Annotated in this window: 10 protein-coding genes; 2 read left to right on the top strand and 8 right to left on the bottom strand. The window is 62.2% G+C overall.

Features of this window, described 5'->3' with window-relative positions; genetic code table 11:
* The first annotated feature begins 93 nt into the window (after window positions 1-93).
* The gene (locus HX811_RS14605; RefSeq protein WP_003212796.1) at window positions 94-897 is read left to right on the top strand and encodes a SirB1 family protein; all 804 of its coding nucleotides are present in this window, start codon (window positions 94-96) and stop codon (window positions 895-897) included.
* Here the strand turns inward: HX811_RS14605 and HX811_RS14600 are convergent.
* The 4 genes from HX811_RS14600 to hmgA all read right to left on the bottom strand — a co-directional run bounded on the left by HX811_RS14600 (window position 821) and on the right by hmgA (window position 5,567).
* Window positions 821-2,206, bottom strand: coding sequence for an aromatic acid/H+ symport family MFS transporter (locus HX811_RS14600; RefSeq protein WP_177008194.1), 1,386 nt, complete (start codon window positions 2,204-2,206; stop codon window positions 821-823). The genes HX811_RS14605 and HX811_RS14600 overlap by 77 nt on opposite strands.
* A 133-nt stretch (window positions 2,207-2,339) precedes the next feature.
* Window positions 2,340-2,981 carry a maleylacetoacetate isomerase gene (gene maiA / locus HX811_RS14595; protein WP_177046352.1) on the bottom strand — a complete coding sequence of 214 codons (642 nt, stop codon included), beginning with the start codon at window positions 2,979-2,981 and terminating at the stop codon, window positions 2,340-2,342.
* Window positions 2,982-2,993: 12 nt separating this feature from the next.
* Entirely contained in the window at window positions 2,994-4,280 is a 1,287-nt protein-coding gene (gene fahA / locus HX811_RS14590) for a fumarylacetoacetase (protein WP_102368145.1), read from the bottom strand.
* A gap of 3 nt (window positions 4,281-4,283) precedes the next feature.
* A complete protein-coding gene (hmgA, locus tag HX811_RS14585; protein WP_177046350.1) occupies window positions 4,284-5,567 on the bottom strand; it encodes a homogentisate 1,2-dioxygenase in 1,284 nt (427 codons plus the stop codon).
* Between the two features lie 119 nt (window positions 5,568-5,686).
* Between hmgA and HX811_RS14580 the strand changes: the two genes are divergently transcribed.
* Window positions 5,687-6,475 (top strand): IclR family transcriptional regulator, encoded by a 789-nt coding sequence (locus tag HX811_RS14580; protein WP_008438587.1) that lies wholly within the window; start codon window positions 5,687-5,689, stop codon window positions 6,473-6,475.
* Window positions 6,476-6,630: 155 nt separating this feature from the next.
* Here the strand turns inward: HX811_RS14580 and HX811_RS14575 are convergent, their stop codons facing one another.
* The 4 genes from HX811_RS14575 to HX811_RS14560 all read right to left on the bottom strand — a co-directional run bounded on the left by HX811_RS14575 (window position 6,631) and on the right by HX811_RS14560 (window position 13,974).
* Complete coding sequence (locus HX811_RS14575; RefSeq protein ID WP_177046348.1) at window positions 6,631-9,120, bottom strand: LuxR C-terminal-related transcriptional regulator; 2,490 nt, start codon at window positions 9,118-9,120, stop codon at window positions 6,631-6,633.
* A 272-nt stretch (window positions 9,121-9,392) separates the two neighbouring features.
* Window positions 9,393-10,760, bottom strand: a complete 1,368-nt coding sequence (locus tag HX811_RS14570) for a DUF1329 domain-containing protein (protein ID WP_003212808.1) — start codon at window positions 10,758-10,760, stop codon at window positions 9,393-9,395.
* A gap of 26 nt (window positions 10,761-10,786) precedes the next feature.
* On the bottom strand, window positions 10,787-12,577 hold the full coding sequence (locus HX811_RS14565; RefSeq protein ID WP_177040111.1) for a DUF1302 domain-containing protein: 1,791 nt from the start codon (window positions 12,575-12,577) through the stop codon (window positions 10,787-10,789).
* Window positions 12,578-13,062: 485 nt separating this feature from the next.
* Window positions 13,063-13,974 (bottom strand): SDR family oxidoreductase, encoded by a 912-nt coding sequence (locus HX811_RS14560; protein WP_008438591.1) that lies wholly within the window; start codon window positions 13,972-13,974, stop codon window positions 13,063-13,065.
* Between the last annotated feature and the right edge of the window lie 239 nt (window positions 13,975-14,213).

Below are 14,213 nucleotides of genomic sequence, written 5' to 3'. Positions count from 1 at the left end.
AAGGGTTTGCGACATAAACAGGTAGGACCTGTCTTAAGGCACTGGACGAAAGTTCACAGCAAGGCTAAAACGAGACATCCGCCGGAGAACCCAATGAAGCCCCGCGACGCCTTTTTTGCCTGCCTGGAACGGTCACCGCCCGCGCTGTTTGAAGCCGCGCTGTGGATGGCGGCCGAGCACGACCCGGCGGTGGACCCCTTGGCCATCCTGCAGGACTTCAAGGTATTGCAGCAATTGGTCAGCCTCAGCATGCCGATGCTGCCGGCGGATGAACTCGGACAACCGTTGTTGCGGCGCATGAACGACCTGGGGTTCGCCCAGGATGACCACACCCCGCTGCGCCCCGCCGCCGCGCTGCTGGACAAGGTGTTGAAGCGTAAACGCGGGCAGCCGCTGGCCTTGGGGCTGATTGCCCTGGAGCTGGCGCGGCGCCTGGACATTCCGCTGGTGGGCGTCAACTTCCCGGGGCACTTCCTGTTGCGGGTGCCGGGCGCCGATCACCTGCTCGACCCCTGCGGCGGCCGACGCCTGTACCCCAACGATTGCCGCGACCTGCTGACCCGCCAATACGGGCCCAATCTCAAGTTGCAGGCCGACCACCTGCACACCGCCGAGCCGCGATCGATCCTGCAACGGCTGTCGCGTAATCTGCGCCAGTTGCACCTGTCCAACGACGACCACCTGGCCGCTCTGGTGGATGCCGAACGCGTGCTGGAGCTGGGCAATGCCAGCGCCGCCGACTACCTGGCCCGGGCCAGTTTGTATCAGCGCCTGGATTGCCCGAACGCCGAGCGTTTTGACCTGGAACACGCATTGATGCTCAGCGAAGACCCGATCCAGCGTCTACGCCTGACCGAACGGCTGGGCCATTTGCCGCCGAACTCTGTGGTGCATTGACTGGCGAGCGCACCTGGATAATCAACAACGCCGCTATCACCGCCGGAATCGCGCAGAAGAAGAAAATCTGCTGCACCGGTATGTGCATCGCCAGCAGCAGGCTGCCGAACAGCGGCCCCAGGATCGACCCGAACCGCCCGACACCCAGCGCCCAGCCGGTACCGGTGGCCCGCACGTGAGCCGGGTAGAAGTTGCTGGCGAATGCATTGAGGGTCAGTTGACCGCCGATGATGCAGAAGCCCGCCGCAAACACGCAGGCCACCAGATAGCGCGGATTGTCGTGATTCAGCCCCAGCAGGATGGTGCACACCGCAGCCGCTGCCAGCACGCCGGACAGTAGGCGCACTTTGCTTTTGAGCCGGTCGGCAAACCAGGCCATGCCGATGGCGCCCAGTGTCCCGGCGAACAGGAACATCGAGGTCACCAGATTGGCTTCGTTCAGGCCCAAACCGCTTTCCAGCAACAGCGAAGGCAGCCAGCTGATCATGAAATACAGCAGGATCAGGCTGACAAAAAACGTCGCCCACAGCAGTAATGTCGGGCGCGCGTAGCCATGGCGGAACAGCTCCACCACCGTCAGTTTGCTGCCTTGCTCCTGGCGGTTTTCAGCCTCGCTCGCTGGCGGCGGTTGCCAGCCTGGCAGCATTCGCGCGGTGACTTTTTGCAGGCGCGCATACGGCGGTGCATCACGCAGCAGGCGTGGCAGGGATTCGGGCAACATCCAGGCAAGAAACGGAAACAACAGCAATGGCGTCACACCACCGGCGAGGAACACCGCCTGCCAGCCGAAACTGTCGATAAACCCGGCCGCGACAAAACCACCGGCCGCACCGCCGAAAGAGAAGCCACAGGCGGCGAGCGTTACCATCAATGTTCGCAGGCGGGGTGGTGAGTATTCCGACATGAGGGCCATGGCGCTGGGCATTGCACCGCCCATGCCGATGCCGCAGATAAAGCGGGCGGCCATCAAGGTATTGAGAGAGTTGGCGAACACCATCAGCACCGTGAGGCTGGCGTAGATCAACACACAGCACAGCAGGATGCGCCGCACCCCGAAGCGATCCGCCAGCGGCGTGACGGCCAGGGAGCCCAGCGTCAGCCCCAGCAAGTTGGCGCTGAACACCGGGCCGAACGCGGCTTTTTCCAGGCCCCAGTCCTTGGCCAGCGCCGGTACAACGTAGCCCAGGACCTGGGCGTCGTAGCCGTCGGTGACCAGCAACAGTGCCAGCAACAGGAGAATCAACCACTGATAGCGCGACACCGGACGGGCGTCGAGTGCCGCACGAAAGCTGGCAATCTGATTGTGCATCGCAAGGGACCTGTATTGTTTTTATAGTGGTGTAGATCGTTCCCACGCTCCGCGTGGGAATGAATCAGGTGACGCTCCGCGTCACGGACGCAGAGCGTCCAGGGCGGCATTCCCACGCAGAGCGTGGGAACGATCAGACTGGTGGGGTATCCGGTTGGTTGGCGGGATGAGCCGCCATGAACGCCGGATGCTGCGCCGCCAACCCCGCCACCCGCTGAATGCGCGGGTACGCCGTCAGCGACACCTTGAACCGCTCGGCCGCATACAACTGTGGAATCAGGAACGTATCCGCCATCCCCGGCTGCTCGCCAAAGCAATAACCCTGATCACCAATCAACTGCTCCACCGCCGCCAGGCCCTGGCTGATCCAGTGCCCGATCCACTCCAGCACCTGCGCTTCATCGTGCCCCCATTGCTTGAGCAGATTCTGGGTACTGGAGTTGTGCAGCGGATGAATGTCGCAACCGATGATCGACGCCACCGCGCGCTCATGGGCACGGGTTGCCAGATCCGTGGAGAGCAACGGCACCTGTGGATAACGTTCCTCCAGGTACTCGATGATTGCCGGCGACTGAATCAACACATCACCCTCATCGGTGCGCAAGGCCGGCACGCGACCTTGCGGGTTGATCGCCAGGTACTCCGGCTGGCGGTTGGCGCCGCCCTTGGGCACCAGCAGGTTGACCGGCACGGCGGTGAAGTCCAGGCCCTTGAGGGCCAGCGCGATCCGTACCCGGTAGGACGAGGTGGAGCGGTAGTAGGTATAGAGTTCCATGGCCCTGCCCTCTCAGCGCGCCGCGACCACGGTACCCCGGCATTCGCCGAAGCCGATGGAGGCAAAACCGTCGCGGGTGCAGCGGGCACGCAGGATGATTTCGTCGCCGTCTTCGAGGAACTTGCGCACTTCGCCGGAGGCCAGTTCGATCGGCTTTTTACCGCCCTCGGTGATTTCCAGCAGGCTGCCGAATTGCCCGGCTTCCGGCCCCGACAAGGTGCCCGAACCAAACAGGTCACCCGCCTGCAACTGGCAGCCATTGACGCTGTGGTGCGCAACCATTTGCGCGACGGTCCAGTACATGTGCTGGGTGTTGCTCAGGGTCAGGCGATGGGCCGGCAGGTTCTGCTCACGCATCGAGGCGGTGGTCAGCAGCACTTCCAGTTCGATATCAAAACCACCGGCAGCCTGGTCGCGCTTGTCCAGCAGGTATGGCAGTGGTTGGGGGTCGCCTTCAGGGCGCGCCGGCTGTGCCTTGCGGAACGGTTCCAGGGCTTCAGCCGTCACCACCCATGGCGAAATGCTGGTGATGAAACTCTTCGACAGGAACGGGCCCAGCGGCTGGTATTCCCAGGCCTGGATATCCCGCGCCGACCAGTCGTTGAGCAGGCAGAACCCGGCGATGTGATCAGCGGCGTCGCCAATGGCAATCGAGTCGCCCATGGCATTGCCCTGGCCGATCCAGATGCCCAGCTCCAGCTCGTAGTCCAGGCGTGCGCAGGGGCCAAAGGTCGGCTCGGTCTGGCCGGCTGGCAGGGTCTGGCCTTTCGGGCGGCGGACCTCGGTGCCCGACGGGCGAATCGTCGACGCGCGGCCGTGGTAGCCGATCGGCACATACTTGTAGTTGGGCAGCAGCGGGTTGTCCGGGCGGAACAGCTTACCGACGTTTTGCGCGTGCTCGATGCCCACGTAGAAGTCGGTGTAGTCGTTGATCCTGGCCGGCAGGTGCATCTGGCAATCGGCAGCCGGGTGCAGCGCAGCTTGCAGTTTGCCTTGCTGGTCGCTGCCTTCGGCCAACAGTTCCAGCAGGCGTTCACGCAGGGCCACGCGCGGGCCACGGCCGAGTTCGAAAAATGCGTTCAGTTGGCCGCCAGCGGTGGCTTCAACGGCCCGGCGGGCTTCGCCTTCAAAGCATTCCAACGCGGCGTGCAGATCAAGAATCTGCTCGCCAATCGCCACGCCACTGCGCGGTGCCGAGCCATTAACGCTGAACACCCCCAACGGCAGGTTTTGCAGCGGGAAATCCCGGTGACCGTTGGCGGAAACCACCCAACTGCGGGTGAGATTAGGCTGAGTCATGGGTTATCTCCGATTCGGGTTGAAGGTTGCAGGGAGCGAGGCCCAGCAAGCGTCGTAGGAAGGTTGCAGTTGCGGGCATTCCAGCGCGAACTGTGTAGGACGCAGCACCTGGCTGGTCTCGAACATGAACGCCATGGTGTTATCAATCTTGTGGGGCTCAAGCGTCGCGTTGATGGCTTTGGTGCAGGTCTCGCCATCCGGGCCGTGGGCGCTCATGCAGCTGTGCAACGACGCACCGCCGGGCACGAAGCCTTCGGCCTTGGCGTCGTAGGCACCCTGGATCAAGCCCATGTATTCGTTCATCAGGTTGCGGTGGAACCACGGCGGCCGGAAGGTGTTTTCGGCGACCATCCAGCGGGGCGGGAAAATCACGAAGTCGAGGTTGGCCAGGCCGTGCACGCTGGTGGGCGAGGTCAATACGGTGAAGATCGACGGGTCCGGGTGATCGAAGCTCACGGTGCCGATGGTGTTGAAACGACGCAGGTCGTATTTGTACGGCACGTTGTTGCCGTGCCACGCCACCACGTTCAGCGGCGAATGGTCGAGCTGGCAGCCCCACAGTTCACCGAGGAATTTCTGCACCAGCGTGGTCGGTTGCTTGAGGTCTTCGTAATGGGCGACGGGTGTGAGGAAATCCCGTGGGTTGGCCAGGCCGTTGCTGCCGATAGGGCCGAGATCCGGCAGGCGCAGTGGCGCGCCATGGTTCTCGGCGACGTAACCGCGGGCCTGGGCATCCAGCAGTTCGACGCGGAATTTCAGGCCCCGGGGCAGCACGACGATTTCCAGTGGCTCGACTTCCAGCACACCCAGTTCGGTCGCAATGCGCAGGCGGCCCTGTTCGGGAACGACCAACAGTTCGCCGTCCGCGTTGAAGAACACGCGGTCCATCGAACGGTTGGCGCGGTAGTTGTAGATGCTGATGCCCGAGGGTTTTTCCGATCCGGAATTGGCGACCATGCCTACAAGGCCATCGATGAAATCTGTCGGCTCACCCGGAATATCCAGCGGGTTCCAGCGCAGGCGGTTGGGCGTCACAGCGCCCAGCGGTCCACCGGCCAATTGCCGCTCCAGCTTGACGAACGCCGGGTGATTGGCCGACGGCTGGATGCGGTACAACCAGGTGCGCCGGGCTTCGCTGCGGGCCATGGTGAAGGCGGTGCCGGAGAAGAGTTCGGTGTACAGCCCGTAGGGCGCTTTTTGCGGGGCGTTCTGGCCGACGGGCAATGCACCGGGCAAGGCTTCAGTGGCAAATTCATTGCCAAAACCCGATTGGTATTCGAGGGTCATGGATCATCCTCTGAGCGGAAGTTGTTTTTATCGTAATCCAGTTACGCATAACGTAATTTGATACCTGTTGACCGTCAAGCTATAAAGACGCCCATTCGCCTTTCGGATTCATGCCCTCCATGGAAAAGCCGCCCGCCCCCCGCGACACCGGTAAACAGAAAGTCCGCTCGGCTGAAGTGGGCACCGACATCCTTAAGGCCCTGGCTGAACTGTCGCCGGCCACCTCGTTGTCGCGCCTGGCCGAGCACGTGCAAATGCCGGCGAGCAAGGTCCACCGCTATTTGCAGGCGCTGATTGCCTCGGGTTTTGCCGAACAGAACACCGCCACCAACCATTACGGCCTGGGCCGCGAAGCCTTGCGCGTGGGACTGGCCGCGCTGGGCAGCATGGACGTGCTGAAAGTCGCCGCCCTGCCCCTGGCGGAACTGCGGGATGAGTTGAATGAAACCTGCTTCCTGGCCGTCTGGGGTAACCAGGGCGCGACGGTGGTGCATATCGAGCCGGCGGTGCGCGCGGTGACGGTGGTCACGCAATTGGGCTCGGTGTTGCCGTTGCTCAGTTCGTCCACCGGGCTGGTGTTCAGCGCGTTCCTGCCGTCGCGGGAAACCGTGGAGTTGCGCGAGCGGGAGATTCAGGCGGGCGTTGCCCATGCGTTGGCGGATGACCAGGAATACGCGACCACCTGTGAGCAGATCCGCCAGCGCGGCTTGCACTTTGTGCATGGTTTGCTGATGCCGGGTGTGGACGCGTTGTCGGCGCCGGTGTTCAACGCGGTCGGGCAAGTGGCGGCGGTGTTGACCGTGGTGGGGCCGACGTCGCTGTTCCATGCCGATGAAGACGGCCCGGCGGCGAAGCGTTTGCTGGCGGCGACCCAGGCGGTGAGTTGGCGCATGGGTTATCAGCCGTAACGCTCAGTATCAGGCACCCAACAGAACAAAATGTGGGAGCGGGCTTGCTCGCGAATGCAGTCTGTCAGTTAAAGCATCAGTGACTGATACACCGCATTCGCGAGCAAGCCCGCTCCCACATTTGATCGTCATTGTTTGACGAATAGTGCATGGCTTCAGGCCATCAAGCCCAGCGTCTTGGCTTTCGCCACTGCCTGGGTGCGCCGCTCCACCCCCAACTTGCTGTGAATCCTCCGCGCATGGGTTTTTACCGTGTGCAGCGAGATAAACAATTGGCTGGCAATTTCCAGATTGGAATTGCCCTGGGCTATCAGTTGCAGCACCTCAAGCTCGCGCTGGCTCAGGGGATTTTCCCCCGCCGCCGCCGGGCATTCCTGCGGCTCCAGCCCCAACGCACTCAACAACCCCGGTTGCCTGAGGCGCAGCTCGCGAATCGCCTGCTGTACCTGGCAACGCCCCGCCAGTTCCAATCCGGCTTCCAGCGAGCGCACGGCCAACGGGCGATCGCCGACTTGCCAGGCCACTTCCCCCAGCACCAAGTGCAACTCCGCTTCCAGGCACAGCATGCCCCGCTGACGGGCGGCCTCCAGTAACGCACTCAGGCGGGCGACGGGCTCTTCGGCGCGATGCAATTTCACTTCGGCCAGCACCTGCAAATATTCAAGCCTGGGGATCAACTCCAGGGTGGCCGGCGGTGCTTGTTTCGCCTTGGGGCCACGGTAGTGCCGCAGCACCCGGGTCACCGCCTCCAGGGTCAGTTCGGCGCGACCCTGTTGCAGCCAGAAATGCCCGCTGAGCAACAGCAATACGGCGCGATAGACGGTGTCGGGCACCTGGCGTTGCTGCATCAGGCGTTCAGCGTCGCGCAACTGGATAAACGCCTGGGCGTAATCGCCCTTGTTGGCGGCCAATAGCGCCAGTCCCAGGTAGCCGTAGAGCACGCGTTTGTCCTGGCTGTGCAGGCACATGCCCAGGCCGGATTCGAAGCATTCGGCGGCCACGGCGTCGTGGCCCTGGCGCAGCGCCAGGTGCCCACGTCGCAAGCAAATCCGTCCCATCAACGGCCCGGCTTTAAGCCGCTGCTGCACCAGCATGCGCTGCACATTTTCCAGCAGGCTCTGGGCCCGATACGGCGCGCCGCGCTGCTCCAGCAACTGCGCATGATCGAGCTCCAACAATGCCTCCAACAGCAGTGAGCCGTGGGAGCGCGCCAGGCACAACGCCTCGCGGTTCAGCGCCTGGGCCACATCCAGCTCGCCACGCAGCAAGGCTTGCTGGGTCAGGCCCGACAGGCACATCAGGCGCGACGTCCAGGCGCTCTCGGGCAAGTCTTGCAGGGCTTCGAGAAAATGCCCCCGGGCCCGTGCGGCTTCGCCGCCCAGATGCAACAGCCAGCCCCATTGCGCCTGCCAGCGGGCCAGCAGATAACGCTGCAGGTGCGCGGTCGGTTGCGGAGTGAAACGCGCCAGTTGGTCAATGCACAACGCCGCCTGGTCGAAACGCCCGGCAAACAGCAACGCCGCCGTTACCAAGCCCACCAGTTGCGCCGAGCCCAGCATCAATTCATCACCATGCTGCTCATGCAGGCGCAACAACAGCACCGCGTTTTGCTGGCGGAACAGGTCTTCAAAACTGAAATGCTGCAACAGGCTTACGGCCACTTCGTACTCTTCGGCCTGCAACGCTTGCTCAAACGCTGCTTGCCAGTCCTCGGCGGCGGTAAACCATTGGCACGCGCGCCGGTGCCAGGAGCGCCTGGCTGGCCAGGGTTCGGCGCGCATCAGTTGGGCCAGTGGCGGGAAGACTTGCAGCCAGTCGGTGGACTCCTCCCAGGGCTCGATAAAGGCGCCCAGCGTCTGCAAGTCTCGCAGGTAGTCGCCACCATCACCAAAGCCGAACAGGTGGTCACACAAGCTCGGGTTGAAGCGTGGCAGGTGCGCGAGCACGCGCCAGGCCTCGGCCAATTCCGGCGCCAGGCCCGTGAACAACTCGTGTTGCAGGTAGTCGAGCAAGGTTTTGTCCGGGTGCCCGTCGCCTTCAAGCAATCCGATACGCACTCCGGCGCACCAGCCGGCGCTGAACTGCAACACCTTGTCGGCACTGGGCCCGGCCAAGTGCTGGATTTCGCTGGGGTCAAACGCCAACTCGGCAGCGCTGCATTCCCACAGTTCATCATCAAGCAACAGCCGGGGCCAGTTGCAGGCCGGCCGCCGCCGCGCGCCGATCCACCAGGTCAAGGCCGGGCTGCTGGCGGCCAGAATGCGGTCAAGCAACCCATCCAGTTCAGGCGCCGGCACGCGGCAGAAGTCATCGAGAAACAACCAGGCCGGCGCTTGCCAGCGGTTCAGGGCCAGCAGCAAGGTGGGCTCATCAACAAAGTCGAGGCCAAGGCTTTGCGCCAGGCGCTGACACAAATCCGAGGCCACGCCATTCAGCGGCAACCAGTACACCTGGCACTGCGAAGGCGCCTGCAACGCGCACTCGGCGAGCAATGCACTCTTGCCACTGCCGGCCGGGGCGCAGAGCAACTTCACCCGTGCCGTGGCGTTGAGCAGCGGCACGGCCAGGCGCGGGCGCAACAGATGATGGGGAGACAAGCGTGGCATGAATCCAGGACGATCCAGACAACGGGTCATGGCGGTCATTACTGCGTCCCTGTTTTTTATTATTAGGCGGCGTGCGCCCTACCCTAGTCCTGTGGCTGGCGGTTGTTGAGGAGTATTCAGCAGGCTGATTGGCGGGCATAAAAAAGCCGGGAGCCAAAAGGCCACCCGGCACTCGTTCTAAAGGTGGAACACCGTAAATGTGGGAGCGGGCTTGCTCGCGAAGGCGGTGTATCAGTCACTGATGCTTTAACTGACAGACCGCCTTCGCGAGCAAGCCCGCTCCCACAGTTTGATCGCATTTCAATCAGGTTTTAGCGCACGCCTTCCGAGCGCAATGCTGCCGGCGTGTAGTCGGCCGCCTTGGCCGCAAAGCCGAACACAAAGCTGCTCTTCTCTTCGTTCTTCATGCCCAGGGCGATGTAGCGCCCGGCGATGATGTCGTACAGGGTTTCGACGGTGTAGGCCGGCACCTGATGGTCGTAGTAGAACTGCGCGTGACCTTCAGCAACACGCCACAGCTGGCCGCGGCCGTCGTAGTGGTCCACCAGCGCCACCTGCCAGCTGTCTTCGTCGATGTACATGTGGCGCTTGGCGTAGATGTGCCGCTCGCTCGGCTTGACCGTGCCGATCACTTCCCAGACCCGGTGCAGTTCGTAGCGGGTCAGGTCCTGGTTGATGTGGCCGGCCTTGATGATGTCATCGTACTTGAGGGTCGGCGAATCGAGCTTGTAGCTGTTGTAGGGAATGTACATCTCCTTCTTGCCCACCAGCTTCCAGTCGTAGCGGTCGGGGGCGCCGGAGAACATGTCGAAGTTATCCGAGGTGCGCAGGCCGTCGGCCGCAGTGCCCGGCCCGTCGTAGGCCACTTGCGGCGCACGGCGTACCCGGCGCTGGCCGGCGTTGTAGACCCAGGCCAGGCGCGGTTCCTTCACCTGGTCGAGCGTCTCATGCACCAACAGTACGTTGCCGGCCAGGCGCGCCGGGGCGGTCACCGATTGTTTGAAGAAGGTCAGTACGTTGGCGCCCTTGACCGGGTCCATGTCCGGGATCAGTTGCGGCACGGCCACTTCTTCCTCGAAACGGATCGGCGTGTAGCTGCCGTTGGTTTGCGGCGTGGCTTGGGTGATGATGCGGCGCAGGTTGCCGCCGTGGTAACGGGTGATGTGGTTCCACAGCACTTCCACGCCATTTTTCGGAATCGGGAAGGCGTAGTAGCGGTTGCCGGTGAAATTTTCCAGGCCATTGCCGTCGTTGATCGCGTGTACGTTGAGCGCGCTGCGCTTGATCGACTCGTAGATCTCCGGCGGCAGGTTGACCGTGCGGTGGGTCGGGTACACCGGAATCTTGTAGGTTTGCGGGTAGCGCTTGAACATCGCCACCTGGCCTTCGGAGAGTTTGTCCTTGTATTTGTCGACCGTGGCGGCGGTGATCACGAACAGCGGCTTTTCATTGGCGAACGGGTCAGCGAGGAAGCCTTTGCTGTCCACCGCCCCGGCGTTTTTCGGGATACCACCGGTCCATGCCGGGATCGAACCATCGGCGTTACCGGCCTTCTCGGCGCCCACCGGGGTCAGGGTAGTGCCGAGCTTGGCCGCTTCTTCCGGCGACACTGCGGCCATCACGTTGGCGGCCAACAGGCTCAGGGCCAACACCCCGCATTGCAGAATCATTTTGCGCATAGTCTCTTGTCCTTACTTAAGCCAAATCAGAAGTTCACGCCAAAGCTGAGGGCGATGAAGTCGCGGTCGGTGAGGGTGTTGTAGTCACCGCCAAAAAAGTCGGTGTAGCTCAGGCTCGCGGTGTAGGTGTTGCGGTAGTCCGCATCCACGCCGACGCTGATGGCCTTGGCGCCTTCGTTGAACAGGCCGTTGGGGCCGTAGCCGCTGACGTCCTGGGACCACGACACGTTGGGCTTGAGGTTGACCCCGGCGAATACGTTGTTGTAATCGAGAATGGCCCGGGCGCGATAACCCCAGGAGTTGGCCGTGACAAACCCATCGGTGTCGCCGCCGAACCCGTACTGGCCGTAGACCGAGTCACGGCCATAACGCAGCTTGGATTTCGCCTCCAGCCCGCCGACGTGCACAAAGGCCGCCTCGCCCACCAGGGTCAGGCGTTCGGCGCCCAGTACCTGGTCGAAGAATTGGGTCATGGTGCTCTGGATCTGGGTGATTTCCTTGCGGCGGTAGCCGGCGTTGTCGGCACCGAAGGAACTGCTGATCGGTGAAGCGGCGTTGCCGGCAATCGGGTTGACCAGGGCCAGCGTCAGGTCGGTGGTGTTGAGTTGTACGGGAGCATTCGGGCGGTAGCTGATTTCGCCGGTCCAGGCGGTGCCGGTGGGCAAGGTGGTGGAGAAGCTGGCACCGAACAGGCGGATGTTTTCCGGGTAGTCGAGGTAATACTGGCCGCGACCGAGCATCGTGCTTTGCGCCAGGCCGGCCCCGGTACCCGGTGCGATCCCGTTGGCCGCGTTGGCAATAGCGCCAATGGTTGCCAGGTTGGTGTTGGCGGTGATGGTACCGACGGTGGGCGTGCGGCTGTGATAGTTCATGAAGTACAGGCCGTACTCGGTGTCATCTCCCAGCCAGCGCAACGCCATGCCGAACTGGCCGCCATCGCGCGCCTCGCGGTCTTTTGCACGTTGCACTACAACGCCTTCGTTGGTGACCTGGAAGCCCTGGCCAAACGCCGCCGCCACCGGCTGCAACGGCGCAATCGCCGGGCTGCCGACGGTGTAGTTGCCGTTACAGCCATGGGCCACCACGTCGTTACCGAAGAAGGTGCCGCAGTTGTCCACCACGGTGTTTTCCCAGTTCAACTGGTAGAAACCTTCCACGCTCAACTGGTTGGTGAGGCTTTGGGAGGCGAACACCATGTTGACCGGAATCAGGCCTTCCTTGATCTCGGCGCCAGGGCGGCGGAACGCGGAAACGTCGATGGGGTTGATGCTGTTGATGGAGTTGCCGATGAACGTACTTTCCCCCCAACTGACCACCTGTTTACCGACGCGCACGTTGCCCGGCAAATCGCCGATGGAATAGTTGTGATAGACAAATGCATCGAGTAATTCATAGCCGGAGGAACGCGCGCCTTCGTCGCGGTGGTTATTGCTGATCTGCTTGAATTCGCGGTCTTCGTCCTGCAGTTCAAAGTCGTACCAGTACTTGCCGCGCACGAACACGCCGCTGTCGCCGTACTTGAGTTCCAGGTCGTGGATGCCCTTGAAGATCTTGGAGAAGGTCTCGCCCTTCTTGAAGTTCAGGCGACCATCATCGCCGGTGGAAGCCTGGCCCGTTCCGCCGTTGGGAATGCCCACCAGCTTCTTGTCGGCATCGCGCATGCCCCAGCTGGCACCGACCGACAGCGAGGAATCGAATTGCCCTTCGATCTCGCCGATGTTGAACGAAACAGCCTGCGCCTGGGCACAGCAACCCAAAGCAACCGCAGCGGCCAGCGCCTGTGGCCTGAAGATGGCGCGCATTGTTGTTTTTGTCATGCGTCTTCCCCGGTGGTGTGACAGAAGGCCCCACCCTACTGCCCGCGATCAGGAGCGATAAGCGCACCAAGGAGGTATTCGTGTTGTCGCTCGAAAGGATGAGAGGGCGCTCTGGCCGGGGTCTTGGAGAGGCCATGGACGAGATGGATGAAGGATTATCAGGAGGATGGATGAGGTGTTATTGCCACTGTTGCGGGTTTGGTAACAGTCCTTGTCTCGAATCGCTATTTTTCATTTTGTAACAAAAGCCTATTCTTGCCTGGCTTTCAGGGCAAACCGCCCGCTTCCAGAACCTGGAAGAACAGCCAGTTTTTTATGGATTGATCAATATTTTCAATCTGTTACCGGTGTTCACTGACGTTGATTTATTGCTCCTTGATCAAACGTCTTACTTCAGCCGCTGCCTTTGCAGCGGCTTTTTTTATGCCTGAAATAAAGCGGGGCGCCATGGCGCCCCGCTTGATTAAAACTTTTTCACGTAATGATCACAGGCTGTACTTCTGCAGGTTGGCCATCATCTCCTTCAAGGCCTCGATGTTGTCCTTGGGGTGAGCGGCCCCGTCGAAGTCACAGATTTGCTGCCAGTGGGCGGCGACATCATCCGGGGAGAACCCGGCTTCAGGGTCGAACCCAACCCCCAGGCTGCGCTCCCAGCGGGTCTTGCCGATCCAGCCGCCGCCCACCTCAAACAGCCCGGAGGTTTCCTGACACGCCTCGCTGCCCAGGTACACCACCAGCGGGCTGATCAATTCCGGCTTGAGGCGTTCGAAGACTTGCGGCGGGATCAGGCCTTCGGTCATGCGTGTACCACCGGTGGGGGCGATGGCGTTGACCAGGATGTTGTTCTTGCGGCCTTCCAGCGCCAGGGTGCGGGTCAGGCCGTACAGGCCGAGCTTGGCCATGCCGTAGTTGGACTGGCCGAAGTTGCCGTAGATACCGGAGGTGGAGGCGGTAAAGATCACCCGGCCGTAGGCTTGTTCACGCAGGTGGGGCCAGGCGGCGCGGGTGACTTTGTAGGCGCCTTCGACGTGTACGCGGTAGACCAGGTCCCAGTCGCTGTCTTCCATTTTGTGGAAGGTTTTGTCCCGCAGGATCCCGGCGTTGTTGACCACGACGTCGATGCGGCCGAAGGCGTCGAGGGCGTTCTGGACGATCTTGTCGCCGTCGGTGACGGAGTCGTGGTTGGCCTCGGCGATGCCGCCGGCTTCGCGGATTTCGGCCACTACGCGGTCGGCCGCCGAGGCGTTGGCGCCTTCGCCCTGGGTTGAGCCTCCAAGATCGTTGACCAGCACTTTGGCGCCGTGTCTGGCGAACAGGAGTGCGTGGGCGCGGCCTAGTCCGCCGCCGGCACCGGTGACGATCACGACCTTGTCTTGGAACTGCACAGGCTCACTCATTGGGGACTCCAGGGGTGGTTAGGGGTGGATGGGTTGAGTGTCAGGCACGGGGCCTGGGGTCACAATAAATACGGCTGGGGGTGAATGGTGCGCGATAAGGCTGGGGGATGATTGGCGTGGCAGGGGGGGTGGGTACATATCCGTTATTTGGGTGATGGCTGATATTGGTTCCGCTCTTACAGCGGCTCACTTTTGAACAGCGCAAAAGTAAGCAAAACGCTCTTGCCCCACCACTCGGC

Origin of the sequence: Pseudomonas sp. F8002 (assembly GCF_013385495.1) — a bacterium.
GTDB lineage: Bacteria > Pseudomonadota > Gammaproteobacteria > Pseudomonadales > Pseudomonadaceae > Aquipseudomonas.
The sequence above is the reverse complement of the archived record's forward strand: the minus strand, read 5'-3'. Positions and strand labels throughout refer to the sequence as shown.

What these genes read in the sequence shown, in the direction of transcription:
- HX811_RS14605 (WP_003212796.1), top strand. Translation starts at nt 94, where the DNA reads ATGAAGCCCCGCGACGCCTTTTTTGCCTGCCTGGAACGGTCACCGCCC.
- HX811_RS14600 (WP_177008194.1), bottom strand. Translation starts at nt 2,206, where the DNA reads ATGCACAATCAGATTGCCAGCTTTCGTGCGGCACTCGACGCCCGTCCG.
- maiA (WP_177046352.1), bottom strand. Translation starts at nt 2,981, where the DNA reads ATGGAACTCTATACCTACTACCGCTCCACCTCGTCCTACCGGGTACGG.
- fahA (WP_102368145.1), bottom strand. Translation starts at nt 4,280, where the DNA reads ATGACTCAGCCTAATCTCACCCGCAGTTGGGTGGTTTCCGCCAACGGT.
- hmgA (WP_177046350.1), bottom strand. Translation starts at nt 5,567, where the DNA reads ATGACCCTCGAATACCAATCGGGTTTTGGCAATGAATTTGCCACTGAA.
- HX811_RS14580 (WP_008438587.1), top strand. Translation starts at nt 5,687, where the DNA reads ATGGAAAAGCCGCCCGCCCCCCGCGACACCGGTAAACAGAAAGTCCGC.
- HX811_RS14575 (WP_177046348.1), bottom strand. Translation starts at nt 9,120, where the DNA reads ATGACCGCCATGACCCGTTGTCTGGATCGTCCTGGATTCATGCCACGC.
- HX811_RS14570 (WP_003212808.1), bottom strand. Translation starts at nt 10,760, where the DNA reads ATGCGCAAAATGATTCTGCAATGCGGGGTGTTGGCCCTGAGCCTGTTG.
- HX811_RS14565 (WP_177040111.1), bottom strand. Translation starts at nt 12,577, where the DNA reads ATGACAAAAACAACAATGCGCGCCATCTTCAGGCCACAGGCGCTGGCC.
- HX811_RS14560 (WP_008438591.1), bottom strand. Translation starts at nt 13,974, where the DNA reads ATGAGTGAGCCTGTGCAGTTCCAAGACAAGGTCGTGATCGTCACCGGT.